Annotated in this window: 23 protein-coding genes; 18 read left to right on the top strand and 5 right to left on the bottom strand. The window is 52.8% G+C overall.

The genetic code is table 11. The features are described 5' to 3' along the window. Positions 1–2,223 carry a HAMP domain-containing sensor histidine kinase gene (locus L21SP2_RS03965; RefSeq protein WP_024267202.1) on the top strand — a complete coding sequence of 741 codons (2,223 nt, stop codon included), beginning with the start codon at positions 1–3 and terminating at the stop codon, positions 2,221–2,223. A 37-nt stretch (positions 2,224–2,260) separates the two neighbouring features. On the opposite strand, the gene L21SP2_RS03970 is transcribed toward L21SP2_RS03965, so the two are convergent. Then, on the bottom strand, positions 2,261–3,724 hold the full coding sequence (locus L21SP2_RS03970; RefSeq protein WP_024267203.1) for an NADP-dependent isocitrate dehydrogenase: 1,464 nt from the start codon (positions 3,722–3,724) through the stop codon (positions 2,261–2,263). Positions 3,725–3,864: 140 nt separating this feature from the next. Here L21SP2_RS03970 and def point away from each other — a divergent pair, with 140 nt between their 5' ends. The 4 genes from def (at position 3,865) to L21SP2_RS03990 (ending at position 7,630) form a co-directional block, all read left to right on the top strand. Continuing rightward, on the top strand, positions 3,865–4,359 hold the full coding sequence (gene def / locus L21SP2_RS03975) for a peptide deformylase (RefSeq protein WP_024267204.1): 495 nt from the start codon (positions 3,865–3,867) through the stop codon (positions 4,357–4,359). Further along, complete coding sequence (fmt, locus tag L21SP2_RS03980; RefSeq protein ID WP_024267205.1) at positions 4,356–5,348, top strand: methionyl-tRNA formyltransferase; 993 nt, start codon at positions 4,356–4,358, stop codon at positions 5,346–5,348. Before def ends, fmt begins: the two co-directional genes overlap by 4 nt. Positions 5,349–5,357: 9 nt before the next feature. Continuing rightward, positions 5,358–6,449: a PASTA domain-containing protein gene (locus L21SP2_RS03985; protein ID WP_024267206.1), complete on the top strand. Its 1,092-nt coding sequence runs from the start codon at positions 5,358–5,360 to the stop codon at positions 6,447–6,449. Between the two features lie 89 nt (positions 6,450–6,538). Beyond that, positions 6,539–7,630, top strand: a complete 1,092-nt coding sequence (locus L21SP2_RS03990; RefSeq protein WP_024267207.1) for a hypothetical protein — start codon at positions 6,539–6,541, stop codon at positions 7,628–7,630. A gap of 126 nt (positions 7,631–7,756) precedes the next feature. On the opposite strand, the gene topA is transcribed toward L21SP2_RS03990, so the two are convergent. Next, positions 7,757–10,318: a type I DNA topoisomerase gene (gene topA, locus L21SP2_RS03995; protein ID WP_024267208.1), complete on the bottom strand. Its 2,562-nt coding sequence runs from the start codon at positions 10,316–10,318 to the stop codon at positions 7,757–7,759. Between the two features lie 167 nt (positions 10,319–10,485). Between topA and cdd the strand changes: the two genes are divergently transcribed. Then, a complete protein-coding gene (gene cdd / locus L21SP2_RS04000) occupies positions 10,486–10,902 on the top strand; it encodes a cytidine deaminase (RefSeq protein WP_024267209.1) in 417 nt (138 codons plus the stop codon). A gap of 12 nt (positions 10,903–10,914) precedes the next feature. Here the strand turns inward: cdd and L21SP2_RS16825 are convergent, their stop codons facing one another. Next, a complete protein-coding gene (locus L21SP2_RS16825; protein ID WP_024267210.1) occupies positions 10,915–11,559 on the bottom strand; it encodes an NAD(P)H-dependent oxidoreductase in 645 nt (214 codons plus the stop codon). A gap of 164 nt (positions 11,560–11,723) precedes the next feature. On the opposite strand from L21SP2_RS16825, the gene L21SP2_RS04010 reads away from it, so the two are divergent. The 5 genes from L21SP2_RS04010 (at position 11,724) to L21SP2_RS04030 (ending at position 15,966) form a co-directional block, all read left to right on the top strand. Further along, positions 11,724–12,029, top strand: a complete 306-nt coding sequence (locus L21SP2_RS04010; RefSeq protein ID WP_024267211.1) for a metal-sulfur cluster assembly factor — start codon at positions 11,724–11,726, stop codon at positions 12,027–12,029. 82 nt (positions 12,030–12,111) lie between these two features. Beyond that, complete coding sequence (gene sufC, locus L21SP2_RS04015; RefSeq protein ID WP_024267212.1) at positions 12,112–12,885, top strand: Fe-S cluster assembly ATPase SufC; 774 nt, start codon at positions 12,112–12,114, stop codon at positions 12,883–12,885. Continuing rightward, positions 12,875–14,281, top strand: a complete 1,407-nt coding sequence (gene sufB, locus L21SP2_RS04020; protein ID WP_024267213.1) for a Fe-S cluster assembly protein SufB — start codon at positions 12,875–12,877, stop codon at positions 14,279–14,281. The genes sufC and sufB overlap by 11 nt, the downstream gene beginning before the upstream one ends. After that, entirely contained in the window at positions 14,278–15,471 is a 1,194-nt protein-coding gene (gene sufD, locus L21SP2_RS16830) for a Fe-S cluster assembly protein SufD (protein WP_024267214.1), read from the top strand. Before sufB ends, sufD begins: the two co-directional genes overlap by 4 nt. Positions 15,472–15,639: 168 nt before the next feature. Continuing rightward, on the top strand, positions 15,640–15,966 hold the full coding sequence (locus L21SP2_RS04030; RefSeq protein WP_024267215.1) for a Rieske 2Fe-2S domain-containing protein: 327 nt from the start codon (positions 15,640–15,642) through the stop codon (positions 15,964–15,966). Between the two features lie 96 nt (positions 15,967–16,062). Here L21SP2_RS04030 and L21SP2_RS04035 read toward each other — a convergent pair whose 3' ends face one another. Next, complete coding sequence (locus tag L21SP2_RS04035) at positions 16,063–18,279, bottom strand: cation:proton antiporter domain-containing protein (protein WP_169730418.1); 2,217 nt, start codon at positions 18,277–18,279, stop codon at positions 16,063–16,065. A 226-nt stretch (positions 18,280–18,505) separates the two neighbouring features. On the opposite strand from L21SP2_RS04035, the gene L21SP2_RS04040 reads away from it, so the two are divergent. Together L21SP2_RS04040 and L21SP2_RS19010 are read left to right on the top strand one after the other, a co-directional pair. Further along, entirely contained in the window at positions 18,506–19,312 is an 807-nt protein-coding gene (locus tag L21SP2_RS04040; protein ID WP_024267218.1) for an L-threonylcarbamoyladenylate synthase, read from the top strand. After that, entirely contained in the window at positions 19,309–19,581 is a 273-nt protein-coding gene (locus tag L21SP2_RS19010; protein ID WP_024267219.1) for a Sua5 family C-terminal domain-containing protein, read from the top strand. The genes L21SP2_RS04040 and L21SP2_RS19010 overlap by 4 nt, the downstream gene beginning before the upstream one ends. Before the next feature lie 36 nt (positions 19,582–19,617). Here L21SP2_RS19010 and L21SP2_RS04050 read toward each other — a convergent pair whose 3' ends face one another. After that, positions 19,618–20,271: a helix-turn-helix domain-containing protein gene (locus tag L21SP2_RS04050; RefSeq protein WP_024267220.1), complete on the bottom strand. Its 654-nt coding sequence runs from the start codon at positions 20,269–20,271 to the stop codon at positions 19,618–19,620. A gap of 213 nt (positions 20,272–20,484) precedes the next feature. Between L21SP2_RS04050 and L21SP2_RS04055 the strand changes: the two genes are divergently transcribed. From L21SP2_RS04055 to rpsJ, 5 genes are all read left to right on the top strand, one after another. Beyond that, positions 20,485–21,462 carry an NAD-dependent epimerase/dehydratase family protein gene (locus L21SP2_RS04055; RefSeq protein WP_024267221.1) on the top strand — a complete coding sequence of 326 codons (978 nt, stop codon included), beginning with the start codon at positions 20,485–20,487 and terminating at the stop codon, positions 21,460–21,462. 154 nt (positions 21,463–21,616) lie between these two features. Further along, on the top strand, positions 21,617–22,573 hold the full coding sequence (locus L21SP2_RS04060; RefSeq protein WP_024267222.1) for a substrate-binding periplasmic protein: 957 nt from the start codon (positions 21,617–21,619) through the stop codon (positions 22,571–22,573). 88 nt (positions 22,574–22,661) lie between these two features. Then, entirely contained in the window at positions 22,662–24,287 is a 1,626-nt protein-coding gene (locus tag L21SP2_RS16835) for a sensor histidine kinase (protein ID WP_024267223.1), read from the top strand. 790 nt (positions 24,288–25,077) lie between these two features. After that, entirely contained in the window at positions 25,078–26,268 is a 1,191-nt protein-coding gene (gene tuf, locus L21SP2_RS04070; protein ID WP_041401147.1) for an elongation factor Tu, read from the top strand. A gap of 306 nt (positions 26,269–26,574) precedes the next feature. Next, positions 26,575–26,883 carry a 30S ribosomal protein S10 gene (gene rpsJ / locus L21SP2_RS04075; protein ID WP_041401149.1) on the top strand — a complete coding sequence of 103 codons (309 nt, stop codon included), beginning with the start codon at positions 26,575–26,577 and terminating at the stop codon, positions 26,881–26,883. The last annotated feature ends 107 nt before the right edge of the window (positions 26,884–26,990 follow it).

The following is a 26,990-nucleotide window of genomic DNA, read 5'->3' on the forward strand; positions in this document are numbered from 1 at the left end:
ATGCAGAACATTCGTCTGCCCCTGCTGCTGAAACTGGCGATCATATTTCTGGCAGTGATGGTTGTCCCGGCTGCCATTGTGGCGGTGTATGTAAAACAGCAGTTTGACGAGATCAATTACATCAACCGTACGGAAACCCTGGAATACGGTAGAACCAGTCTCTCAGCCCTCCTGGAAGAAGAGTGGAGAAGTCTCTTTTCTGTGGCAAGAAGTCTGGAGGACAGCGTAACCATATTCCTGGATGAAGAGACGCCCCTTTCACGGCAGATTATCAGCAAGGGGAGGGGGATCAGCGTCTTCAGCGCCCGGGGAGAGCTTCTTTTCGATGCATCCCTTGACTGCTGCAATGCCGAAGAGGCGTTCAGCACGATCTTTTCCAGCACCGGGGACTATGCGGGGTTTCTGGGGCAGGAGGAACAGGGTGACGGTTCTATCCGCTTTATGCAGAATGAAATTGTGCTCAATTATGCGGTAAAACTTGAGCGGAATGATCAGAAGGCTGTTGCTGTAATCCAATCCAGCATCGGATCCCATGTATTCGACATGCTGCGGCAGGTCTCTGATCTCCGCACCAGCATATTCTTTCTTCCACGGGAGGCCGTTGGGGAAGAGTCGGAATCCGACGGCCCCGGAGAGTACAGCATTCCCCTCATGTTCTCCACGGGAATCAACGAATACGGGGAGCGCCTGGCCCGTCTGGATGTGAGCGAAAGGGAGTACGGAATTCTCTTACAGGGTGTTCAGCGGTTCAGCAGGGAAGAGGGCGCGCGAATTTACCTCAATTCGCCGTTCAGCGAAGTAATTACCGACACAAACAGAAACGAAATGATCGGCATTCTCCCTCTGCTGGTGTCCAAAAGTGGATTGTATGCCGCAGAATTGGCCATTCCCCGGGAAATTCAGGAGTCGCCCCAGGAAATTGAGTATCTCTGGGTGATTATATCCGCCCTCTTTATTCTGGTCCTTCTTATGAGCCTGCTGATCACCATGTATGTGGTTGCACCCATCATGAGTTTGAACCAGGGAGTGGAAAGTTTGCGTAAAAGCATCGGGTCGGAGCGGGGATTCGAAGAGCTTAAGGTGGAAAGCAACGATGAGATAGGTGATCTGGCTGAGTCCTTTAATCTGCTGGCTGGTGAACTCACCATGAGTCTGGATAAAATCCGGCAGCAGCGCCGGGAAATCCTGGAGTATGCCCAGAATCTGGAAGATAAGGTGAAAGAGCGCACCCGGGAGGCGGAGGCTGCCAGAGTACGGGCTGAAATGGCCAACGTCCATAAATCGAAATTCCTGGTGAACATGAATCATGAATTCCGCACTCCCCTGAACAGCATCAGCGGTATTACCGATCTTCTGCGCTACGGAGCATATGAAAAAAATGACGAGATTGCCCTGGTGCTGGAAGAACTCATGGAACTCCTTCCCCAGGGGAAACATCCTCTTGCCAGAGAGTTTATGGAATTTCTCTTTGAGGAAAGCAATCCCTATTATTTCGTTCTGGAAAAAATGCGAAACGAGTTTGAAGAAGCTGGAGATGAGGGTTCAGGGGCATGGAGAGAACCCATGGAGCGCATCCTTCAACTGGTCCAGGAAGAGGAACGGGGAAAAATGAAGGCCTATGCCAACATCAGTGAGGGCGGAAAAACCCTCATTCACATCGTTGACGATGTTATCAATCTCTCCCGGATCGAGTCCGGAACCATCGACATCCATCCTGAAGTCTCCAGCCTCAGCGAGATTATCAACTATGTAATGGTGCACAGCGAGAGTTACTGCCGTGCAAAGAACAAGACGGCTCTGATCTCTCTTGAACGGAGCAGCGATCCTCAGCTGCCGGAGCATATCTACATTGATCATTACCGGGTGAAGCAGATACTCATGAATCTCATGAGCAATGCGGTAAAATACACTGAGCGGGGAAAGGTGGTGCTGAAAACCCGGAAAATCCGGAGGGACGGAAGGGATTACATTCAGTTTATCGTCAGCGATGACGGTATCGGCATCGATCCCAAAGATCATCATCTGCTGTTCAGGGAGTTCGGGAGAACCTTCAACGTGCGGGACATAGAGGGCACCGGTCTGGGCCTGGCCATCAGCAGAAAGCTGGTAGAGGCCCACGGCGGCGAGGTGGGCTTCGATTCCGAACCCGGAGAGGGCAGCGATTTCTGGTTTATTCTTCCCCTGGAACTGCCCCCCAGAAACGGGGCAGCCAAGGCCGGTTGAGCACCGGCCCCTTGGTTGAGCGCCGGCCCTGGCCGGATTATTCCCCCTGAGCCAGACTGTAGCCTGGTTCTCCGTCAAAATAGTACAGATTTTCGGTTTTGATGATCTCCAACCCGGCGCCCATGATCAGCTGCTGAATCTCAATCACCGATTCCGGCTCAAGGCCCTCCATATCTGTAGACACCGGCGGCTTTTCCATAAGAAACCTGCATCTCCAGTGGTCGGTGGTGAATGTTTCCGGAAATCCCTGGGGGTACACCTTTACTCCCCGGTTGGTGATCACCTTAAGAAGCAGACTGCTTCTGGCGGCGCCGGCGATGTCGCTCAGGGTGTTTCCCAGCTCATCGGGGCTGATGCTTCCGTGGTCGATAAACACATCCACCCCCGCCAGCACCTTTTTTACATCCGGGCGCTGATAATCTGGAATTTTGATGGCGGGCATATCGGAGCTGAACTCTGCTCCGTGGAAAAAGCCAGGATTGCTGCCAAGCCGATCAATTACCGCATCTGCGAACTCATCGGTGTTCGCAAGGTGGGTGCTGTGCCCGTCTGAGTAAATTTCTGCGGTATGAATGCCGTCCTCGATGGTTTTCAGCCAGGCATTTTCGATTCTGCGTCCGGTATCGGGCATGCCGATGTGAACCAGCATCATGACCGCCGCATTGATCAGACCTGAAGGATTGGCAAGCTTTCTCCCGGCAATATCCGGTGCGGAACCGTGGATGGCCTCGAACATGGCGGCATTTTTCCCGATATTTGCCGACCCGTTCATTCCAACCGAACCGGAAATTTCTGCAACCACATCGGAGATGATGTCGCCGTACAGATTGGGCGTTACCACCACATCGTAGCGTTCCGGCGCGGATGCCAGCCGGGCGGTTCCGATATCTATGATCTGCTGTTCGCTTTCAATTTCCGGATACTCCTCCTTAATCTCGTTGAAGATGCGATGGAACAGCCCGTCACTGATCTTCATAATATTATCCTTGATCATCACCGTGACTTTCTTTCTGCCGTACGCCCGGGCGTATTCGAAGGCGTAGCGGATAACCCGTTCGCTGCCGGGCCGGGAAATCAGCTTCAGGGCCTGGGCCACATCAATAGTCTGACGATGCTCAATTCCTGCGTAGAGATCTTCCTCATTTTCCCGTACAATCACCACATCCAGATGGGGGTGGTACGTTTCAACATAGGGAGTGAATGAACGGCAGGGACGTACGTTGGCAAACAGTCCCAGAGTTTTGCGAATTGTCACGTTCAGGCTTTTGTAGCCGCCGCCCTGGGGAGTTGTAACAGGTGCTTTCAGAATGATGCGGTTCTTTCTGATGCTGTTCCATGCATCCTGATTCATTCCGTTGCTGTTCCCCGCCAGATACTGGCTCTTTCCGATCTCGATGAATTCCGGTTCAATCTCCGCTTTTGCCGCCGATAGAATTTTCAGGGTGGCGTCCATGATCTCTGGTCCGATACCGTCTCCCCGTGCCACGGTGATCTTTTTCATGCGTTCCTCTCTTTTCCGATAATTTCTGTCCTGATCCGGTGTATTTCTGACTAAAAAACCCGGTATTTAACTTCCACTATAGGGGCAGATACCCGGGGTGGCAAGGACAGATTGACTTTTCCTGCGCCTTTGCCTACATTATGGCCATGTTAGATTTGGTAATACTTCCGGACGAACGTCTTCACAAGATATCTTCCCCTGTTGCAAGCATTAATGGTGAGCTTGCGGACTATTGCGATCAGATGATTGAAGCCATGCATGAAGGCAGCGGCATAGGTCTGGCGGGAGTGCAGGTGGGACGGATGGAGAACCTTTTTGTGGTTCATGTTCCGGATGAAGAGCCCAGAGTATTCATCAACCCGGAAATACGGGGTTTCTCCGAAACTCTGGCTCCCTATGAAGAGGGCTGTCTGAGCATACCGGGTGTCTACGCCGAGGTTCAGCGCCCCGAGGCCGTGCAGGTCCGTGCATGGGACCGGAACGGCAAAGAATTTGATCTGGAAGCCGACGGAATTCTTGCCCGGGTGATTCAGCATGAATACGATCATCTTCAGGGAAAACTTTTTTACGAATACCTGAAGCCCGGGCAGCGCAAGCGTCTTCTGGCAGCCTACGAGAAAAATCAGAAAAAATGAGAATACTTTTTGCAGGTACTCCGGCCTTCGCAGTTCCATCTCTGAAACAGCTTCATGAATCTTCATCCCACCGGGTCGTGGCAGTCCTCACCAATCCGGATGCCCCTGTGGGAAGAGGCAGGAAACTGAAGCCAAGTCCTGTGAAGCAGTATGCCCTTGAACATGACATTCCTGTTCTTCAGCCCTCCCGTCTCGGCAGGGAAGCCCGGGAAGAGGTGTTGAAATATGAACCCCAGGGCATGGCAGTGGTTGCGTACGGCAGGATTTTCGGGCCGAAATTTCTTTCCTTGTTCAACGGCAATGCGGTGAACCTCCACCCCAGCCTTCTTCCCCTGTATCGGGGGCCTGCGCCCCTTCCTGCTGCTATTCTCGCCGGAGACTCGGTTACCGGCATCAGCATCCAGAAGCTGGCGTTGAAAATGGACAGCGGCGATATTCTGATACAGGAGCAATTACCCATACATATTAATGACAGTGCAGCCACTCTGGGAGACAGGGCCTCCCTCAGGGGGGCACGGCTGCTGTCGGATGCTCTGGACGGCCTGGAAAACAATTCCCTCACCCCCCGGGTGCAGGACGAAACTGCTGCAAGCTACTGCACTCTGCTCCACAAGGATGACGGAATTGTGGACTGGAACCAATCCGCCCACGCAATCCACCGTCTTGTCCGGGCGTACACGCCCTGGCCCCTTGCCCACACCCGTTGGGGGGAAAGGGGACTGAATATTCTGGAAACCCGGCTGCTGACTCAGGAGCTTGAAGAGAAAAACAATCCGGATCTGAACCGGAGAATCAGCAGCCTCACGGAATCCGCCGTCCGCAAGCCCGGGACCGTGATCGGTATGGACAAGAGTCTGGGAATTCTGGTACAAACTGGAGACGGTATCCTGGTGTTGACCCGGCTTCAGCTGCATACCAAGAAGGCGCTCGATTTCATCAGTTTTCTTAATGGAAACTCCGGGTTTATATCATCGGTCCTTGGGGGATAATAGGTTCCTATGAAACAGATCTTCAGTGCAATGCAAACCAAAATGAAAAGTCTTCTCCCTGATCCCCAGGAACATCCTGAGAATCGCTATTTCAAGATTCTGCTGTGGGGATTTCTGGGGATTTTCGCCCTGGGAATTCTGGCCGGGACGGTAACCTTGTTTATTACTCTTCAGGGAGCGGAAGATACCATGATTCCCAATCTCAAGGAGATGGAGCTTGTTTCCGCCCTGGAGGAACTGCAAAGCCGGGGACTGAATGTGAGGGTGCAGCAGCGTTTCGACGGCGACCCGGAACTCAGGGGGGCTGTTATTGAGCAGCGCCCGGATGCGGGAAGCCAGGTGCGGGTTGGAAGAACCGTTCAGCTGATTGTAAGCAAGGGACCGGTTGTGGATCAGGTAGGCGACTATCTGGGCCTTACTCTGGACGATCTCCGCCGACAGCTGGCAGCACAGTTCGCCACCCATGAATCTCTTCTTGAAGTCCGGAACGAAAATATCAGCTATATCTTTTCCGAAGAACCCCAGGGAACCATTATTTCCCAGGAACCCCAGGCAGGTACAAAGCTCAGCGGTTATACCGATCTGAAATTGCTGGTAAGCCGGGGGCCGGAAGTTCTGGGCTTTGAAGCGCCGGAGACCCTGGGTCTTGATTACCGTCAGGCTCTTGGACTCCTCGCCGGGCGGAGCATTCCCTTTGTATTCCGCTACAGCTCCCAGGAAGATGATAACAGCATTCCCGGGTTGGTGGTGAGTCAGTTCCCCGCGGCGGGGGAAACCGTCGAGCCCGACAGTCCCCTGGTGCTCAGAATTACTCCCCTTGAGCCCGAAAGCTCCAATGAGATCTCCGATATATTTTACAGTTTCATCCCGGAATCCGCTCTTCCGGTGCCGGTGCGGGTTGAATTCACCTCTCCGGAAGGGGATGTTACTCCCTATTTCCAGACCACCCACAGCGGCGGCGAACTTTCATTTCCCTTTGTTCTGGAAATATCTTCACAGATTACCGTATATGCCGATGGTGATATTATAACCCGATATACCGTGCAGCCTGAAACCGCCGAAGAAGAGGGAGAAGACGGAGAAGCCGAAAACAACGGCTGACCGGTTCCGTCAGGAATTGTGTGCCGGAAGGCGGATATATACGCCTCTTCCCCCTGTAGTTCTCCGGCGGCTGCACCGAAGGATTGTTCATGAACAAAGAAAGACAAACCGTACCCCGGCGGGCTCTTGCCGGGGTTTTGTGTATTCTGGTGCTGGGCTTCGCATCCTGTGCCACCACCCCCGAATCCGGAATGTCCGCAGATCCGGACGGCGGCAGAGATTCGGCCGCGGGGGAGGCTGGAGGCACTGCGGATGAATACCGCGGCACGTTGGTATCTCTGCTGGAAACCTTCGATGCCCTGGTTGTTTCCGCTGAAAATGATGATGAACTTGGAGCCCTCTACCGGGAAGTGAGGAAACATTTCGGCTCCGGAACCATCCGGTTCCGTACGGATACCCGGGAGCTGGAGAGCAGTCTCCGCCGCAGCCGATTTACCATTGATTCCCGGACGGGAAACGCCGTACTCCAGATTCATTACAGTCTTCTGGATATGGCAGATGAAAATCCCGTCCCCGCCATGAGCGAAATTGCCGCCAATATTTCCCGTATCGGGGATTACATTGAATACGGTCTTGAGATATCCACCCTCTACAGCGATCCTCTGGAATATTATCTTGCCAATATGAACGCCGTGTACCTCCAATCCATATTTCTCAGGGATTATGCCCTTCCCGTGTACGGAGAGGAGTCTCTGAGTGACTATGACAATTACGTGCTCCAGAGTCTGGAAGTGGACGGCTTCAGTTCCCTGAGTCTGTTCGTATGGGGGCTGGATAAGGATATCATTTATTCCATGCTGGGATTGAGCACTCAGCTCAGCAACGGCGGTGTAAGCAAAGAGGCTTATGTGGAGCAGGTTCTTCAGCTCGGCAGGGAAATCAGAAATAACATGGAGCAAAGCCGCCGGCTTTTTCAGGAAAGCGGCGATTCGGAAGGTGACGACCGCTCCGTGGCCCGGCGAACCATGTACATAGCCGCCACCAGTGCCAGAACCTACAGAACTCTGGGGAGTGTTATCTTTTCAACGGTGATTAATGAGCGTTTCAGCGCCGGGGAATATGAGGAACATGCCGGGAAAATCGAAGAGGTCAATCAGCTCTATGCATTGCTGAAAACCCTGCTGGCCGAGGTGGATGATTTCCGCCGGGAATACCGCAGCGATTATCTGAGCGGTTTCTGAAAAAATACCCTTCCCCTTGTGTTACCTCCAGGGGCAAGGAGTGTTATTGATTATGGATGGTCAGAGAGCCGATGCTATCCATTCTCCTTTTGGGCTTTCCGGGGTTTACCTCCTTTCCCCGGAAAGCTATTTTTTCTTAATGATTTTTCCCGCCTCTTCGATGGTCAGTTCTTTCAGAGCTTCATCGGTCTTTTTCTCATCCGGGAGAGATATGTTTTTCGAACCGTATTTGATATAGGGCCCGTATTTACCGTCGTACAGGGCAACCTTTTTCTTGTCGAATTCCCCGAGCTCACGAATCAGCTTGCTCCGCTGCCGTCCTCTGGATTTTTCCTCGGCCAGGATCTCCAGGGCCCGGGGCAGTTCGATGCTGTAGACGTCGTCATCCTTTTTCAAGCTTCTGAAATCCCCGTCATGAACCACGAAGGGACCGAAGCGTCCCACATTGGCAACCACTTCCTTCCCGCTTTCCGGATGTTCTCCCAGAGTTCTGGGGAGGCTGAGATACTTCAGAGCTTCTTCAAGGGTGACGTCTCGGGGGCTGCGCCCCTTGGGGATTCCCGCACGCTTGGGTTTGGGGACTTCCTCGGTCACCTGTCCCAATTGCACATACGGACCGTAGCGGCCGATGAGGCAGTACACCGGTTCTCCGCTGTCGGGGTCCTCGCCAAGGGGTTCGGGTCCCTTAATCTGCAGTTCAATAATCTCGTCGATGTCTTCTTTCGTAAGGTCCGCCGGAGCAATTTCCTCGGGAATTGATGCGTTAATTTTATTACCGTCGGAGTCCTTTGCAATAATATAGGGACCGAATCTGCCGATGCGTATCTCCACATCTTTATCCGCCTGGGGGAGGTTGATCACCCGGGATTCCTCGGGCTTAATATCATCTTCCCGCTGATCCACCCGGGTGCGAATGCCGTTCTTGCCGGAATAAAAATCCTTGAGGTATTGGAGGCGGTCCATGTTGCCGGAAGCAATGCTGTCCAGGGTGCTCTCCATTTCCGACGAAAATCCGTATTCGATGAGGTAGTGGAAGTTATTTTCCAGAAACTGAATAACACCCATTCCGGTGAAGGTGGGAGCCAGTGCATTGGCGATCTTTCTGATGTATCCCCGGTCGAAGAGGGTACTGATTATGCTGGAATAGGTGCTGGGTCTGCCGATCCCCTGTTTTTCAAGGTTTTGAATCAGGCTGGCTTCAGTATACCGTGCCGGAGGTTTGGTCTCATGATACAGGCTTTCGGTTTCGTGAAGTTCGCACCCCATTCCTTCCTTCACGTCAGGAAGGATTACTTCCCGGTCTTCTTTCTTTGCGTCCGGATCATCCTTTCCTTCAACATAGAGCTTCAGAAAGCCGGGAAAAAGTATCTTGGTTCCGTTGGCCTGAAAGACTGCGTCTCCGGCCTGAATTTTCACCGTGGTGCTGGATTTCTTGGCATCGGCCATCTGAGTGGCCAGGGTTCGCTTCCAGATGATCTCGTACAGCGCTTTTTCCTTGCCGCTCAGTCCGGTTTCATCAGGATGGGTGAACTGGGATCCCGCCGGACGGATTGCCTCATGGGCTTCCTGGGCGCTTTCATCCTTGCTGCTGTACTGCCGGGGCTTGTCGCTCAGGTATTCCTTTCCGTAAAGAGATTCCACGGTGTCCCGGGCCCCTGAGATGGCTTCGCTGCTGAGGGTGGGGCTGTCTGTACGCATGTAGGTGATCAGTCCCTCTTCATACAGCTTTTGGGCGGTACGCATGGTTTCCCGGGCAGTGAGATTCAGTTTCCGGTTTCCCTCCTGCTGAAGGGTCGATGTAATAAATGGAACCGAAGGGCGGCTGGTAGTCTCTTTTTCACTTACATCGATGATCTTCCATTCGGCGGTTTTAATATCACCTTCCAGCTTCCGGGCGGATGTTTCATCCATAACCAGAACATTTCGGCCTTCCAGGAGCTCACCGGTAATGGAGTTAAAGTCCTTGCCGCTGGCCAGACGGGTGTCTTTATAGCTGATAAGCTTTGCGTCAAACTGATCCGGGGACTTGGTGTCCGGGGCGCTGAGCCGTGCCTTAATGTCCCAATACACGGCCTTCCTGAAGGCAATTCGTTCCCGCTCCCGCTCAACAATCATCCGAAGACCGGGGCTCTGTACCCTTCCTGCGGACAGGCCGTATGCGATTTTCTTCCAGATCAGGGGCGAGAGGGTGAAGCCGTAAAGCCGATCCAGAATACGCCGGGTCTCCTGGGCTTTCACCAGGTTCATATCGATGTCCCGGGTGTCCTCCAGGGCGGCGCTTATGGCTTTTTTGGTAATTTCGTGAAATACCATCCGCTTCACCGCAACCTTCTTTTTCTCCGGCTTCAGAACCTGAACCAGATGCCAGCTGATGCTTTCCCCTTCACGGTCTTCATCGGTGGCAAGATATACGGCGTCGGCTTCCTTCATCTTCCGTTTCAGTTCATTGATAATTTTTCCCTTACCTTTGGGGGTGATATAAAGGGGGGCAAACTCGTGTTCCACATCGATGCCCAGCCGGGCCCAGTCCAGGCCTTTATATTTCTTGGGTACATCCGAGGCGGTTTGAGGAAGGTCACGGACATGTCCGATGCTGGCTTCCACGATAAAGTTTTTCGGTAAAAATCGGCTGATTGTCCGGGCTTTCGTCGGTGACTCGACGATTACCAGATATTTTTCTTCTTCCATACATTGCCCTTTTGATGAAACATCATGCAAATATCAAAAAAATAGTCAATGCCAGTGTTATACTGCATCAATATCGATTATTCTGTGTTACTCATGGATTTGTCAATTTTAATCAGGGCAATTCCCGGGGAAAGCATCGGAGTTTTCGATAAATAAGGAGATATTCCATGGCCGTACATGATTTCAGCGAAGAATTAATCCAGCAGGGCATTGAATTGGCGCAGACCAAAAACAGCGAGACATACTCCCCGTATTCCCATTTTGCCGTGTCTGCAGCCCTCTATTTGAATGACCGGGGGCTTTTTGTTCCCGGTGTGAATATCGAAAACCGCAGTTTCGGCGGAACCATCTGTGCCGAACGGGCAGCCCTTGCGTCGGCAATCAGCAATTTCGGAAGCAAAGATTTTGGTTTTCTGGTGCTGTATACCGAGCATGAACCCCTGACCCCTCCCTGCGGTATCTGCCGTCAGGTACTGGCGGAATTCTGCGGGCCGGAATTCCCGGTGATTATGGTGAATCATAAGGGGCAGCGCCGTGACATGCTCTTCAGCGAACTGTTCCCTCTGCCGTTTGATGAATTTTAATGCTGCAGGTTTTCAGTCTCTGTTCACTGTATTTCCGGCCTCCGTTTCCCCGGCTTCTGCTTTTCCGGAGAGGCGGAGACCCAGCTGCCGGATATCCTGAAGCCACAGCTTCCGCTGCTTCAGCCTGGACGTTCTTACAGGTCCGAGAAACCTGAGTTCTGCGCTGTGAAAGCCGCAGAATTCCCCAATGCCGGCAATATAGCGCTGCCGGTAGATATCCCGGGTTTCCGGGCTCCGGGCGGGGTCGCTGTCACTGGTAATGACAACAGTAAACCCCATTCCATCCAGCAGACCGTGGGTGTCCGATGAACTGCTCATTCCCGGGTTCCGCCCCTCATTCCGGTCATAGGCAACACCGGGGCGGAGAATTCTGTCCAGCCATCCCTTGAAAATGGCCGGTTCCGCTCCCCACCAGTCGGGGAAGAAGACTGCAAGGTGATCTGCAGATGACAGCTGCTTGACGTACTCTCTTGCCGGCTCGTCTATGGGGATATGCCGCTGAAGCTCGCTGAGCTCCATGCGGGGGTCGAAATTGTCCCCATACAGGTCAATGCTTACTGCTTCTGCCGCCCGGGTAAATTCCCCATGCAGTGCGGCGCAGTAGCTTTCCGGATCGGGGTGTGCCAAAACGCTGAGGATCTTTGTTTCTGCTTTCATAGTGACTTAACCAACCTATCATAGTATGTTATAAATCATCGGACATTTTCAAAATAATTATGCTCCCCAAATCTGTTGACATGGACAGAATATTCTTGATTATACCTGACCTATTTAGTAAGGTATACATAGGGTGTATGAACATCATTTAAACGGAGAAATACATGGCTGCAAGCAAAGGCGATATTCTCGAATCCTTGAGAAAAGTACTGGACCCGGAGATCGGGATAAATATTGTGGATCTGGGGCTGATATACCGGATCGAGTTCACGGATGACAGCACAGAGATCGATTTTACCCTCACGTCACCCGGTTGTCCCCTTGCGGACACCATCGAGGCTGATATGCGGGGCGTTCTCGCCCAGGATCACGGGCTGGAAGATGTGAAAATGCAGGTGGTGTGGAATCCCCCCTGGAACCTGGAGTTCATGAGCGAAGAAGCCCGCCTTGAGCTGGGATATCCTATTTAGAACCACCGGGAAGGGAATACTGCCCGAATATGAGCAGACGGATCAGGAAGCGCCGGCCCCAAGGCCTGACGGAGGAATAGAAATGAAACTTGAAATTAAAGAACTTCACGCAAGTGTTGAAGGAAAAGAAATACTGAAGGGTCTGAATCTCACAATTCAGACCGGAGAAATTCATGCGATTATGGGACCCAACGGTGCAGGAAAGAGCACTCTGAGCCATGTGATCATGGGAAATCCCAAGTATGAGGTGACCGCCGGCCAGGTCCTGCTTGACGGGGAGGATGTTCTGGAGATGGATGTGGATGAACGTGCCCGGAAGGGACTGTTCATGGCATTCCAGTATCCTGTGGAAATTCCCGGCATCACTGTAGGCCGGTTTTTGAAGCGTGCCACGGAAATCCAGGATGAGGCAGAAGACGGACAGAAAGCCCGGACCTTTGTTAAGGATCTCAGGGCCAATATGAAGTTCCTGGACATGGATCAGCAGTTTATTAACCGTTACCTCAATGAGGGCTTCTCCGGAGGCGAAAAGAAGCGGATGGAAATTCTTCAGATGCTTATGCTCAAGCCCGCCTTCGGAATCCTGGATGAAACCGACTCGGGTCTGGATATTGATGCACTGAAAGTTGTGGCCAAGGGTGTGAATCAGCTCAGGGGCGACGACTTCGGGTCCATCATTATTACCCATTACCAGCGTATACTGAATCATATCAAGCCTGATTACGTGCACATCCTTTTCGACGGACGCATCGTAACCTCAGGCGGTGAAGACCTGGTGGAAGCCCTTGAGGAAAAGGGCTACGACTGGGTTCGGGAGCAGTACGGTATACCGGAGGAGGCCGTAAATGAGCAGTGAAGCAAGCACAGTCCAGTTGGACGATTATAAATATGGTTTTTCATTTCCTGACAAGTCTGTGTTCAAGACGAAAAAGGGACTGAACGAAGAGATTGTAAAGGAAATATCCCGGGAAAAAAACGAACCCCAGTGGATGACGGATTTTCGACTCCAGAGTCTCAAGGCGTTTCAGGGGAAACCCATGCCGAACTGGGGTGCGGATCTCAGCGATATCAATTTCGATGAGTTCGTCTATTACGCCCGGTCCAACGAGGGGGGGCAGCAGCGCAGCTGGGATGACCTTCCCCAGGATATCAAGGAGACCTACGACCGCCTTGGTATTCCCGAAGCTGAGCAGAAGTTTCTTGCAGGTGTGGGCGCCCAGTACGACTCCGAAATGGTGTATCACAACATCAGGGAAGACCTGGAAAAGCAGGGGGTTATTTTCACATCCCCCGAAGATGCGGTGCTGAACCATCCTGAACTGGTGAAAAAGTTCTTCGGTACCATTATTCCCTACAACGACAACAAGTTCGCAGCCCTCAATTCTGCGGTGTGGTCCGGCGGGAGTTTTGTCTATGTCCCCAAGGGGGTTAAGGTTGATATTCCCATCCAAGCCTACTTCCGGATTAACTCCGAAAGCTTCGGTCAGTTTGAGCGTACTTTGATTATTGCCGACGAAGACAGTTTCGTTCACTACATCGAAGGCTGTACCGCACCTATTTATTCCACGGAAAGTCTTCATTCCGCAGTGGTGGAGATCATTGCTCTTGAAGGGGCTCGGGTACGCTATTCCACCATTCAGAACTGGTCCAACGATATCTACAATCTGGTTACCAAGCGTGCAGTAGCCCATAAAAATGCGGTAGTGGAGTGGGTGGACGGAAACCTGGGTTCCAAGCGGACCATGAAATATCCCGCCATCCACCTGAAAGGGGAAGGTGCCCACGGCGAAGTTCTCTCAATCGCATTTGCCGGCGGCAAGCAGGAACAGGATACCGGGGGAAAGATTGTTCACGCCGCCGATAACACCAGCTCAATGATCACTTCCAAGTCCATATCCAAGGACGGGGGGATCAGTTCCTACCGGGGTCTGATCCGCGTTCAGGAAGGTGTGCGGAATGCCAAGAGCAATGTGGTGTGTGACGCCCTTATTCTGGACCCGGATTCTGTGAGCAACACCTATCCCTACATGGAAATTGATTCAACTGATGTTTCCATGGAACATGAGGCCAGGGTGAGCAAAATCTCTGAAGAGCAGCTTTTTTATCTGCAAAGCAGGGGATTTTCCGAGACGGAAGCGGCAATGATGATTGTAAACGGCTTTCTGGATCCACTGGTTAAACAGCTCCCCATGGAATATGCCATTGAGCTGAACAGACTCATTGAACTGGAGATGGAGGGGTCAGTAGGGTGACACAGTACATACAGGATCTTAAGGATCATGAAAAAATCCGGGAGTACAGAAACAGCGTGCTCCCCCTCTTTAAAAACAGCCATTGGCCCGCCACTGATGAAGAGGAGTGGCGCAGAACCGATATCTCCGTCTTCGATCTGGACGACCTGGGTCATCCCGACGCCGAACTCCGGGAGAACACCTCCGCAGAAATCAAAAGCGGAGGTATCCGCCGCCTCAACGATCTTCTCAATGAAGGGGGCGATTCCCTTCCTGATGCGGTTCTCAACAGGGTGTTCGCAGCACTGGAGCGGCTCCGGGACGACTCTCCCAACAAGCTCTCTCTGTGGAATCTCCTCCTTTCCGAGGATATTTTTGTACTCCATGTTCCCAAAGAGACAGAATCCCAAGAGCTTCACGAACTGTGCTGGCATTCTCTTGGCGAGGATGTGAGCAGACATGCCACGGTGGTGGTGATTGCCGAGCAGATGAGCAAAGCCCGCATGGCCTTGAGGTTCAAGGGAATGGGGGGGCATCTTCAGAATGTGTCCGCCGTATACCTGGTGGACGATGGAGCCGATCTGGGGGTAAGTGTCCTGCAGGAAAGCAGCGATGAAGTTGTGGCATTTTACCAGGCCTACGGAAACGTGGGCAGGGATGCGAAGCTTTTTCATTTTGAAGGAATTCTCGGCGGCGGTTTTGTGAAAAACCGGGTGGAGTTTGCCCTTGAGGGGGACGGAAGCGACCTGAATCTGGACGGTATCTATTTCGCCGATGATGAACAGCACATCGATATGCGTACCGTACAGCATCATAAAGGCGAGCATGCATCCAGCCGCACATACTACAAGGGTGCCATCCGGGATGAGGCGGAAACGGTGTTTCAGGGGCTCATAGACGTGAATCATGAAGCCAAGGGAACCGACGCCTACCTCACCAATAATAATCTCGTGCTGAATGACGGAGCACACGCCGACAGTATTCCCAGTCTCAATATCAACACCGATGACGTGAAATGCTCCCACGGTTCAACCACCGGACGCATCGATGAGGAACAGATCTATTATCTCCGATGCCGGGGGTTCTCAAGAGAAGAAGCCCGTGAAATGCTGATTCTCGGGTATTTTGAGGATCTGATCACCGGTCTCCCGGAAAAAATGCAGGATGATGTCCGTCAGCAGATACACCGCAGGCTGAAAGGCCGGCTGTAAACGGGATAAAGCCGGCCATGGAGCCGGCTTTTTTTTCCTCCGGTGAATATCCGGTGAACACAGGGAGCCGCAGCCGGCACAGGATAAACCGGGCAGCGCAGGGAAACAGTGGCGCGAATGGAAACCCGGGCAGCAAAGAGATGACGCAGGCAGCAGACAGGGGGCCGTATGGGTTTACTATCGAAAAAGAAGAAAGGCAGCTGGGTGGAGGTGGCGGAGCTGGACAGCTTCAGAACTTCCAAGGAAGTGAAGGTGGGCAGGCATGTGTATACCATTTACAAACTTGAAGATGGAGTGTACTGCACCCAGGGCTCCTGTTCCCACGAATACAGCCCGCTGGTTGAGGGGATTGTAATGAAGGATAAGGTGTTTTGCGAAAAACACGGCAGCCGCTTCAATATTAAAACGGGAGAAGTGATCGATTATCCGGCCACCCAGAACCTGAAAACCTACGAAGTGAAGGTGGAAGAGGGGAAGGTGTTTATTAAACCCTGAGCCCAAGCTCTGAGGCTTCAGGTTCAGCCCCGGAACGGTTTCTCTTTTCCTGATGTCGACTGGGTCCTGATTCCGACTCGGCCCTGGACTATTGCCTCAGTTCCTGGACTTTTTCTGGCTCTGCGCCTGATTCTCTTCCTGGGCCCGCTGTAAAATTCTGAGAACCTCATAACTTGTTTCCGCTTTCAAAATGGCTTCCCTCACTTCACTGCGGTTCAAAAGGCCGGTGATGCTGGACATCAGCTGAATATGGGGCCCGTGCCCCTGCTTGGGGGTGAGGATCATGATGAAAATGGTGCTGGGTTCGCCGTCCAGAGACTGGAAATCAATACCGTCGGGTTTCAGCCCGATAAGAAAATGCATGGAACTCACCCCTTCGGTCTTGGCGTGGGGGATGGCGATACCGTTGGCCATCCCTGTGGTCATGCTTTTTTCCCTCTCCAGTACATCATGCTTCACAATCTCACCGTCATCCAGCAGCTCATGCGCATCCGCAAGATACAGCATTTCCTCTATCACCTCCTGCTTATTGTGAGCCCGCAAATTCCTGATCACAAAATCCGGGGAAGTGTAGGGGATAATATTGAACGCCCCGCCGGTACTGCCGCTGCTGATGCTTTTGGCCATCTCATCGGGCTTGAACACCTTTTTCAGAGCTCCTGCGGCTTTGTTGACCGAGAGCAGGCTCTCATAGAGGGCGGTCTTGAAAAGATTCACATCTTTTTCGTCTGAAAGAAAGGTCGCCTCGCCGTCCTCTCCAATGTAGAGGGAGATAAAAACATCGTCTTTCCGCATCTGGATCACTTCTTCGCCGTGTTCCATGCTGTTGATGAAGAATCCCTCTTTTTCCATCTCCGAGGTAAAGGTGCTGATAATCAGCTGGGCAAACTCCGGACTCTGGAAGGAGAATGATGTCTCGGTCTTTTCCCCGCCCCCTTCTTCCACCTTCTGTCCGCTGCTGCGGATTTTCAGAAGCTGATTCAATGCGGGGGGTGCTGCAATGGTGGAGATGATCGTCATCAGGAGGGCAATGCCGAACTGCTCCTGATTGATAATGCCGGAACTCATCCCGATGCCCGCCATGATCAGGGCAACCTCTCCCCGGGGAACCATTCCCAGCCCGATGCGGGATGCCCCCAAAAGATTGAAATTCAGCAGCAGCGCCGGTCCGCCGCTTCCTATCAGTTTGGCGATGACGGCAACAAGGGTGAACAGCAGTCCGAAGGCCAGCACCCTGCCGTTGGCAATTGCTTCAAGGTTCACCATCATGCCGCTTACTGCAAAAAACACCGGAACAAAAAAATCGTGAAGGGTTTTCAGCCGGCTCTGGATCACAAATGCCAGATCGGTGTTGGAGAGCGTCAGCCCCACCACATATGCACCGATAATCATGGAAAGACCTGCGCTCTCGAAGATTCCCGCCATCAGCAGGGCAAGGGCAAATGCCATCACCGTAACAAGGCTCTGATCTTTGAAGGTCTGCTTGAGAAACCTCCCGAGCTTCCGGGCAAATACCAGCCCGAGAATGGTGAAAACCAGCCATACCCCCACGGCTTTTACTCCAACCCAGACGATTTCACCCCAGTCGATTGATCCGGATCCTCCATCCCCGGTGCTGGGAAGGATGGCTGCCAGCCCCAGAACAATGGCAAGGATAATAATACCCAGAACATCATCGATTACCGCCGCCGAGAGAATAACCACCCCTTCGGGGGAGTCCATCTTCCGTTGGTCCGAGAGAATACTCGCGGTGATGCCCACCGACGTGGCCACGCTGAGGGTACCCATGAACAGACTGATGGGGTGGAAAAAATCATAGCCGGTAAAAAAGGTGCTCAGCCATGCTCCGCTGGCAAAGCTGAACAGGACTCCGCCCAAGCCCACAACCGAACCTTTTCCCGCATATTTAAGAAACAGAGGGAGGTCGGTTTCCAGCCCGGCAATAAACAGGAGGATAATTGCCGCCAGACTGGACAGGCTGTAGACCAGCGGGCTTACAGGGATGGTGCCTTCAAGGACCGGAAAAAGGCCCTGGGGAAAACCGGGAAATCCAAGCCCTCCCAGCAGAAACGGACCGATGAGTATTCCCATAAGAAGCTGTCCGATAACCCCCGGCAGCCTGATTTTCTGAGCCAGTTTGCCTCCGATCCATGTCGCGAAAAGGATCACTGCCAGTTGAATTACCAGCTGTGTCATCTGATGGGTCAGGCTCATCTCAGCATGACCGCCTCCGTTTTCCTGGGAGGCGAACAGAAGGGCCGGCAGGAATATCAACATACAAAACAGGAATATCAATTTATGTGTGCGTCTCATGGCTGCTCCCATTGCTGCGGGGGGTGAACCCTCCCTCGGTGATCTGCGGCTGACAAAGCAGAAATTTTCAAAACCTGAGGTATCACAACACGATGAATCACGGGCGAACCGTCATTCCTGTCATCTGCATGGCCTCTACAGGTTCTGGTAATTAGCAAAAGCAAAGATTATTGAAATTACCCCAAGTATATATATGCCGGTCTATTTCTGCTATAGTTTCCAGTCTATGGAAACTCTTGAACTGAGTACCCGCTCAAGGGATATTACAACAGCGGCTTCTCTTTTGCAAAATCGGGGGCTGGTGGTGTTTCCAACCGAGACCGTGTACGGACTGGGTGCGGATGCAGAAAGCGCAGAGGCTGTGGAAAAGGTTTTTACCGCAAAGAACCGCCCCAGAGATAATCCGCTGATTGTACATGTTTCGGATATTGAGATGGCCCGCCGCTACGCAGAGGCTCTCTCCGAAGTGGAGGCCGGGCTCCTGGCTGCATTTTCCCCCGGTCCGTTCACCCTCATTGTGAACCGGAATCCGGACAGGGGCGGGGCGGCTGCCGCAGGGCACGCCACACTGGGGCTCAGAATCCCCGACTCCCCGGCGGCTCTCGATCTCATCCGCTGTCTGGGCCGGGGAATCGCCGCCCCTTCGGCCAACCGCTCGGGCCGCCCCAGCCCCACGAATTTTTCCATGGCTTGGGGTGAGATGTCCGGGAGAGTGGATGCGGTGATTCACGGTCCGCCCTGTGACCGGGGCCTTGAATCCACGATTATCCGCTGCACTCCCGGGAGGGTGGAAATACTCCGTCCGGGCTCGGTTACCCTGACCATGCTGGAAGCCGCCCTGGTGGAGATGGGCAGTGATCTGCCGGTGGTTTCCTCCGGGGGAAAGCATGCTCCCGCCACTCCCGGCACCCGATATCGCCACTATGCTCCTTCCGCCCGCATCGCATTATTCGGAAATTCTGAGGAGCTGGCGGCGGCGCTGGATGCGTTGAAAAATGACAAAGACTCGACGGCTGCTTCGGGGGTGCCATGATTCTTCTTCCTGATGCCGGATTTTCCGATGATGATGTTTCCCGAATGCGGGAGCTATGTACGATTGAGAACTCAGGTTCCCGGTGGGCCGCCGGGCCACGCAGGGATGTGAGGGTGTTCAGGAATGCCGATGAGTACGCCCGCGGCCTGTACAAAAGTTTTGTGGATGCGGACATTATGGGTTACACCACCGTTGTGGCGTATCTACCTGCCCGGGGCCCGGACACTGCAGCCCTGCGGGACCGGCTGATGCGGGCAGCCAGAGGGTGAGGGGCTTGCGGGTGAGATGATGGACGTTCGGGCGTTTTACCGGAATCGAACCACCAGATGCACTTCTGCGTTTTCATCTCCGATATTCTCCATGCTGTGGGGGATATCGGCGTGGTACATGATGAAGTCACCGCTATTCATTTCGCTGCTGTTGTCTTCTGCGATTACCCGGAGCCGCCCTTTCAGCAGAGTCAGATACTCTTCCGTACCCCCCAGATGGGGTTGTGAATCCAGAATTGCCCCGGGCCGTATGCTGATGCGGTAAATTTCCAGGTCTTCAGACTGTTCTGCGGGGGTGAGTACCCTGAAATGCACCCCGGGCTTGTCAGCGGTAATCTGTGTGAAATTTTCCTTCCGGGTGTATTCGAACAGGATCTCGGTGGTGCCCCCGTCTTCATGGGGTTCGCCGGGGCTGTGGGTATGGAGGGGTGCTCCGTCGATGGCGGCATCCTGTCTCGGCTGGATCAGATTTTGAACCGTGGTATCCAGACCTTTGGCAATCTTCCATATCATTGCCAGGGTGGGGTTGGTTTTATTCCCCTCGATTTGGGAAATCATGGATTTTGATACCAGGCTCCTCATGGCCAGTTCATCCAGGCTCAGTCCCTTCATCTTGCGAATGCTTCGTATTCTGCTGGCCACGTCCGGGAGTGCGCTCCGGGGTTCCAGGTTCTGGTTATTTTCCAACATGAGATAATTATATCAACAGTTCAATATATTGTATATAAGTCTTGACAGGGTTGAACGGGTTCAATACATTGAGCGTACAATATATTGAACTACCCTGTGGATTTCCGAATTATTGCGGTCTGAATCGGACTGAGTCCGGAACTCGGATGGCATGCGGGAGCAGGGCATGTTTACAGATGGCTGAATCTGAAACCGGCGGAAAAGGAGGCGTGGATGAACATATTAATTAGCGGTGCCAACGGACAAATCGGGACCGAACTGACCATGCATCTTTTTCAGAGATACGGGAAAGATTCGGTTTTCCCCACGGATGTGAGAGAGGGCGGGGACGGGTTTGTCTCCGATTATCTGGATATCACTTCCAGGGATGCCCTCTATGAATATATCCGAACCCATAATATCACCCGCATATATCACCTTGCGGCCATTTTATCGGGAAACGGGGAGAAAAATCCCCTCACCGCCTACCATGTGAACATGGAAGGTACGCTGAACGTACTTGAGGCCTGCAGGGAATTTTCCCTGGAGCGGGTATTTTCTCCGTCATCCATTGCAGTGTACGGCGGGGATGCACCCCGGCAGAATACTCCCGAGGACAGCATTCTCAAGCCTGAGACCATGTACGGCATCACCAAGGTCTCATCCGAACTGCTTTTTGATTATTATCACCGCCGCTACGGCTGCGATGTGCGAAGCCTGCGTTTTCCGGGAGTTATCTCCTACAAAGCCGAGCCCGGCGGCGGGAGCACGGATTTTGCAGTGGACATATTCCGCCAGGCGGTTGATCAGGGACATTACAGCTGTTTTGTCAGAGAAGACAGCCGCCTGCCCTTCATGTACATGCCCGATGTGATCGCATCCATCGACGGTCTGATGGATGCCCCCCAGGGATCCCTACGCAGGCGGACATATAATGTAACCGGATTCTCCGCATCCGCCGGGGATTTTGCCCGGGAAGTGAGCAGTCTGGTTCCGGGCTTCAGCATCGAATATGCTCCGGATTTTCGCCAGGCCATTGTGGATCAGTGGCCTGAAAGCATCGATGACGGACCTGCCCGGAATGACTGGGGGTGGAAGGCGGAGTACGACCTGACTTCCCTCGGCAAAGATATGATCCAGCATTTAAAATCCTCCTCCGCCGGCGGAAACCCTAATGGAAACTCCGGCGGGCATGTAAAAGAAGCCTCGTGAACCGGCGGAAGTTTTCCATCGGCTCACATCATCTCTGAATTCCGGCGGAGCAGTTCCTGGAGGAGCTGCTCCGCTTTTTTTCTATACATCTTTCTTTCCGCTGCAATCCCTATTAGAATACAAGTATGATGTAAAACCGTAATGGAGCGTACTCATGGGAAAAGGCAGAGTGACTTTCATTGGATGTGGAATCGTTCTCGCAACAGTTTTCCTGACCCTGCAGATCTGTTCCTGCGGGGCGGATACCCCCCGGGCGGACTCTGTAGAATCGGATGACAGCCCGGTTTCAGGATTTCAGGAGCTTTTGAACGACCGGGAACGGGCATACCTGTCCCGCCTTCAGGATGCCGGTGAGATCCGCTTCGCCGTAATCAATGCGCCCGAATCATATTATATGGATGAAAACGGCGAATACCGGGGCTTTGACTATGTGTATGCCGGGGTTTTTGCAGAGATGCTGGGGGTCAGTGCTGAGTTTTACGAGCAGGAGCAGATTACTGATTTTTTTGCCCGGAACGGGAAATTTGACAGCTCAATAATCAGCAAGCCGGAGATCAGCTATGTTCCGGATCTAATGGATGATGTTGATGTGTATGCCGCTCCGTTCGGAATAAACGAGTGGAGGCGACGGCTGGTTTCCATGACACCGTTCTTTCCGGTGGGTGTGGTGATGATCGGTCCCGAAGCCTCCGGAATAGAAAGCTATAACGATCTGGATGGGCTTGCAGCTGCCGTCCGGCCCGGGGATTTTCAGATTCCCATGCTTCAATCAATAATGGAGGAACATGGAGTCAGCATCCGGCTTATAGAGTATGAAGCGGATGAGGATGTTTTTACCGTTCTCCGGGAGGGCAGGGCGGATATCACTATTGACGGTTCCCTCTTTCTTGCCCGGACGGTTCAGGAGTTGGGAGATATGCAGGTTTCGCCCCTGACCCTCAGTCTGGTTCCAGTAGGCTGGGCGGTAGACCCAAGGGAAGAGGAGCTCACCTCGATCCTGGAAAAATTTGTTGCATACACCCTGGAGAACGGAACATTTGCAACGGTGTGGGAGCGGGAGATGGGGATGAATTTCGACTATTATCTTGACCTTGTGAGTACTCAGGAGTAACAGGCCATATGGTACACGGAAAATCCGGAACAGATTCCCGTTTCTCGGCTGGTGTTTCATTCCCGCTTTTAAAGTTCGGGGGGGCACTGTGACCCTTCAGAACAGGCTGCTTTCCACCTTTCTTCCTCTCATTATCGTTCCGCTTGTGCTGATTTTTGTGTTTGTGTTTCTCCTCACACGAAATTACCTGGCAGCAAGCCAGTACGACCTGATTGCTCTTGAGCAGAGTCTTGTGCGTTCCCAGCTGGAGACCTCATATCAGCAGCTGGAGCGTCTGGATATTGCGGATGTCCCGTTTTACCGCAACCGTCTGCTGGAAAATCTGCAGGAGAGGTTCAGCGATTCCGATCCCTACAGCAGAGGGCTACTGGTGTTTCGGGGGGATGGGAGCTTTGTTCACCCTTCCGGGCTGAATTCAATCAGCCGTTTCCCGGACGACCAGCTTGATGAAGTGCTCCAAACCATTGGCGATGCAATGGGCGGCTATATTCCCGGCAGTGTGCTCGGGGCTTCAGGGGGGCGTTTCGCAGTCAATGGATTTTATCACGATCCCAGCGGCTGGTATTTGATGATATATGATGACCTTCAGCAAATTCTGGAGCCCCTTGCCGAGTCCCTGATTATTGTGACCGGCATAAGTCTTGCTGCGGTTCTGGCAGCTGCGGTATTCGTGGTTGTGGCATCCAAGCGGATATCCAATCCGATTATGAACCTGGCGGCTGTGGTTGCCCGGTTTGGAGAGGGCGCAACCCATGTACGCTACCAGGAGCGGCAGGCGGGGGAGGTTGGAATTCTTGCCCGTGAGTTCAACAAGATGGCGGGAAGGCTTGAATCGTTCACCTCGGAGCTTGAGGATAAAATTTATGAAAGAACCCGGGAGCTGAACAACCGGGTTGAAGAGCTTCGCATTGCCCAGAATCAGCTTATAGAATCGGAAAAGATGGCGGCGCTGGGCGGCCTGGTCGCAGGGTTTGCCCATGAAATTAATACTCCCATCGGCGTATCAGTTACCGCAGTCTCCTATATTCACGATTCAGCCAATCAGGCCATGGAATTGATCAACTCTCCCGAAGTAAGCAAGTCTGAACTCCTCGCCACACTGGAACATGTGGTGAATGCAACCGCAATGGCCTCAAGCAATCTGGAGAGAGCCACCGAAATGGTTACACGATTCAAGCAGGTCGCAGCGGATCAGTATTTTGAGGAGCAGAGGGAGATGGATCTTCACAACTTCCTCTCTGAAATAAAGGATACCCTGAGGACAATTCTGAAACCTGCCGGGGCGGATGTGGAGGTTCAGGTTCCTGAAGATACCATGCTTATCACCTACCCCGGAGTTTTGTGGCAGGTATTGAGCAATCTGGCCCGGAACAGTTTTCATCATGCCTTTGGTGAAGCCCCTTCCCAAGACAGCCGGCAGAATAAGGTGGAGCTTCTCTACCGGAAATCGGATGAATATCATGCCGTCTATTTCTGTGATAATGGCCCGGGAATTCCTCCGGAGAATATCGGGAAGATTTTTGATCCCTTTTTTACCACCCGGAGATCCAGAGGCAATACAGGGCTGGGACTGCATATTGTGTATAATCTGATTCACCAGAAACTGAACGGCCGTTTCATGTATCTCAGCCCCGAGCAGCGCAGGGAGGAAGCGGCGGATCTTTCGTCGGAAGGTGCCTGCTTTGCCATATATCTTCCTGTCAGGAGAGGTTGAGCAGCTTGCGGCCAGGGCTGATCTGCTCATCCTGCATTTTCCGGTATTCTGCCGGCCTGACCGGCCTTTTTCCTATTCTCTTACTTGACAAACATCTATCTCCCTAATATACTCCGGCCACATTGCATTGATCTTTGAATTGTCGTGTTTATGATCACCACAAATGGCCAGACGATAAGCGGTTCCAATCGCCGTGCAGGATGCCTGGCCGATGTTGATCAACCAAACCGACCTTCCGATTGATTAGGTGTCATGCCGGATGCACAAAGTCTTCCGGGTGCGTTGCACCCGTGGATATACAACGGTCTGCCGGCCGGTGAGCTCAGTATCAGCTGAACTCACCGGCGGCCAGGCCGGAGTGCCGGTCAGGTCGCAAGCCCAGCTTGCAGCCCGGCCACGCATCAAGGCTGGATAGCGTAGTTGGATGGTAAGGTGGTTGCCGTGCTTAAGCATGAAGAAGCGCAGCTGCATTTCTTTGTGTTGACGGAGTAACAATGAACGGAGCTGATCCGTTCCTCTGGTTAAGCTGGTGAATTCCCGCCTGATGAGCGTCGTGCTTGTCAATGTTGCGTATTGCAACGGTTGCCGCAGTGTATCGTGTCTCCTCCCGTAAGGGCGGAATCGACGTTGCCCGGCAAGATTGACAAAGTATGTCCGCTTCAATAAAATGCCAACTCATTCTATTCATTATAAATGTCTGTAGCTTTTCATCTGGATACCCCGGTGTAACCAATGGAACAGGTGTAAGCGAGACAAAACTCTTACGTTACGATTCTGTGAGGAGGGCGTAATGGCTAAGGAAAAGTTCGAAAGAACGAAGCCTCATATTAATGTCGGTACCATTGGCCACGTTGACCACGGTAAAACGACACTGAGTGCTGCCATCACTATGTACAGTGCAAACAAGTTCGGTGCGAAGGCTCTGAAGTACGAAGAAATTGACAACGCACCCGAGGAAAAGTCTCGTGGTATTACTATCAATACCCGTCACCTCGAGTACGAGTCAGATCAGCGTCACTATGCGCACGTAGACTGTCCGGGACACGCCGACTATGTTAAGAACATGATCACCGGTGCTGCTCAGATGGACGGTGCGGTACTCGTAGTATCTGCAACCGACGGTCCCATGAGTCAGACCCGGGAGCATATCCTGCTTGCGCGTCAGGTAGGTGTACCCGCACTGATTGTATTCATCAACAAAACCGACATGGTTGATGATGAAGAGCTGATCGACCTGGTTGAAGAAGAAGTTCGTGAACTTCTCTCTTCCTACGAATTCCCCGGCGATGATATCCCCGTAATCCGAGGATCTGCATTCGTTGCCATGGAAAACCCCGACAGTGAAGAAGCAAACAAGCCTATCCAGGAACTCCTGGACACTATGGACAGCTACTTCCCTCTGCCCGAACGTGCAGTGGACAAGAGTTTCCTCATGCCTATCGAGGACATCTTCTCCATTCAGGGACGTGGTACCGTAGTAACCGGTCGTGTGGAAAGCGGTATTGTAAAGGTTGGCGAAGAAGTGGAAATCGTGGGTATCCGCGACACCACCAAGACAACCGTTACCGGTGTTGAAATGTTCAACAAGCTTCTGGACGAGGGTCAGGCTGGAGATAACATCGGTGCTCTGCTCCGCGGTACTGCAAAAGATGCGGTAGAGCGTGGACAGGTGCTTGCAAAGCCCGGCTCAATTACTCCCCATGCGAAGTTCAAGGGAACCATTTACTGTCTGAGCAAGGACGAGGGTGGTCGTCACTCTCCCTTCTTTACCGGTTATCGTCCCCAGTTCTATTTCCGGACTACTGACATTACCGGTACCGTATCCCTGCCTTCCGGCAAGGAAATGGTGATGCCCGGCGACAACACTGACATTGAAGTTGAACTGATTCACCCCATCGCGATGGACACCGGACTCCGGTTTGCAATTCGTGAAGGCGGCCGAACCGTTGCTTCCGGTCAGGTTACTGAAATCGTCGAGTAATTCCGTATTACCCGGATATATGCCGGTGCCGGACCGTTCTTGGAATGAGTTCGCGCCGGCGGGCTTCCGCCGGTCGGTTATTGAAACGCCGGCGGAATTCCATGGTCTGCCTTCCGGCGGGCCTCTCCCGTTCCGATTTTGATCGTCAGAATCGGAGCAGGATTCCGGTTTCACCCCGGTTGAAAGACGGGTGAAACGATTTATGCCGCCGAAAACCGGCGGAAACGACAGATGTGTCGGCCTCAAAGGCCTGATGAGAGCTATTCGGTTTTACCGGAATGTTTCCGGAGAATCGTTGGAGGAACAATGTCTAAGGATAAGATACGGGTGCGGCTTCGCGGCTTTGATGTCGAACTTATCGACCAGAGCGCGAAATCAATAGTACAGACCGTGCAGAAATCCGGGGCGAAGGTCTCAGGGCCGATTCCCCTTCCTACACGGATTAACAAATTTACTGTACTTCGTTCGCCCCATGTAAACAAAAAGAGCCGCGAACAGTTTGAAATGCGGACTCATAAGCGGCTGATCGATATCATCGAGCCCACTTCCAATGTAATGGATGCGCTTATGAAGCTCGAACTGCCCGCGGGTGTTGATGTAGAGATTAAACAGTAGAGACATTAAATGTGCGAAGGGGCACGTTCCGGCGTTGCCGGATGACGACCCGAGTTCAAAATGTGTAGCTACCTAAGCGGCTTCGGCCGTTTAGCAATGGTGAGAGG

The organism is Salinispira pacifica (assembly GCF_000507245.1).
GTDB lineage: Bacteria > Spirochaetota > Spirochaetia > DSM-27196 > Salinispiraceae > Salinispira > Salinispira pacifica.

Coding starts and splice junctions, on each gene's coding strand:
- fmt (WP_024267205.1), top strand. CDS start 4,356: ATGAGAATACTTTTTGCAGGTACTCCGGCCTTCGCAGTTCCATCTCTG.
- L21SP2_RS03985 (WP_024267206.1), top strand. CDS start 5,358: ATGAAACAGATCTTCAGTGCAATGCAAACCAAAATGAAAAGTCTTCTC.
- def (WP_024267204.1), top strand. CDS start 3,865: ATGGCCATGTTAGATTTGGTAATACTTCCGGACGAACGTCTTCACAAG.
- L21SP2_RS04040 (WP_024267218.1), top strand. CDS start 18,506: ATGGAAACTCTTGAACTGAGTACCCGCTCAAGGGATATTACAACAGCG.
- L21SP2_RS03990 (WP_024267207.1), top strand. CDS start 6,539: ATGAACAAAGAAAGACAAACCGTACCCCGGCGGGCTCTTGCCGGGGTT.
- L21SP2_RS04050 (WP_024267220.1), bottom strand. CDS start 20,271: ATGTTGGAAAATAACCAGAACCTGGAACCCCGGAGCGCACTCCCGGAC.
- L21SP2_RS03965 (WP_024267202.1), top strand. CDS start 1: ATGCAGAACATTCGTCTGCCCCTGCTGCTGAAACTGGCGATCATATTT.
- L21SP2_RS16825 (WP_024267210.1), bottom strand. CDS start 11,559: ATGAAAGCAGAAACAAAGATCCTCAGCGTTTTGGCACACCCCGATCCG.
- L21SP2_RS04060 (WP_024267222.1), top strand. CDS start 21,617: ATGGGAAAAGGCAGAGTGACTTTCATTGGATGTGGAATCGTTCTCGCA.
- sufC (WP_024267212.1), top strand. CDS start 12,112: ATGAAACTTGAAATTAAAGAACTTCACGCAAGTGTTGAAGGAAAAGAA.
- topA (WP_024267208.1), bottom strand. CDS start 10,318: ATGGAAGAAGAAAAATATCTGGTAATCGTCGAGTCACCGACGAAAGCC.
- cdd (WP_024267209.1), top strand. CDS start 10,486: ATGGCCGTACATGATTTCAGCGAAGAATTAATCCAGCAGGGCATTGAA.
- L21SP2_RS04010 (WP_024267211.1), top strand. CDS start 11,724: ATGGCTGCAAGCAAAGGCGATATTCTCGAATCCTTGAGAAAAGTACTG.
- L21SP2_RS03970 (WP_024267203.1), bottom strand. CDS start 3,724: ATGAAAAAGATCACCGTGGCACGGGGAGACGGTATCGGACCAGAGATC.
- tuf (WP_041401147.1), top strand. CDS start 25,078: ATGGCTAAGGAAAAGTTCGAAAGAACGAAGCCTCATATTAATGTCGGT.
- sufB (WP_024267213.1), top strand. CDS start 12,875: ATGAGCAGTGAAGCAAGCACAGTCCAGTTGGACGATTATAAATATGGT.
- L21SP2_RS19010 (WP_024267219.1), top strand. CDS start 19,309: ATGATTCTTCTTCCTGATGCCGGATTTTCCGATGATGATGTTTCCCGA.
- L21SP2_RS04035 (WP_169730418.1), bottom strand. CDS start 18,279: ATGAGACGCACACATAAATTGATATTCCTGTTTTGTATGTTGATATTC.
- L21SP2_RS04055 (WP_024267221.1), top strand. CDS start 20,485: ATGAACATATTAATTAGCGGTGCCAACGGACAAATCGGGACCGAACTG.
- L21SP2_RS04030 (WP_024267215.1), top strand. CDS start 15,640: ATGGGTTTACTATCGAAAAAGAAGAAAGGCAGCTGGGTGGAGGTGGCG.
- rpsJ (WP_041401149.1), top strand. CDS start 26,575: ATGTCTAAGGATAAGATACGGGTGCGGCTTCGCGGCTTTGATGTCGAA.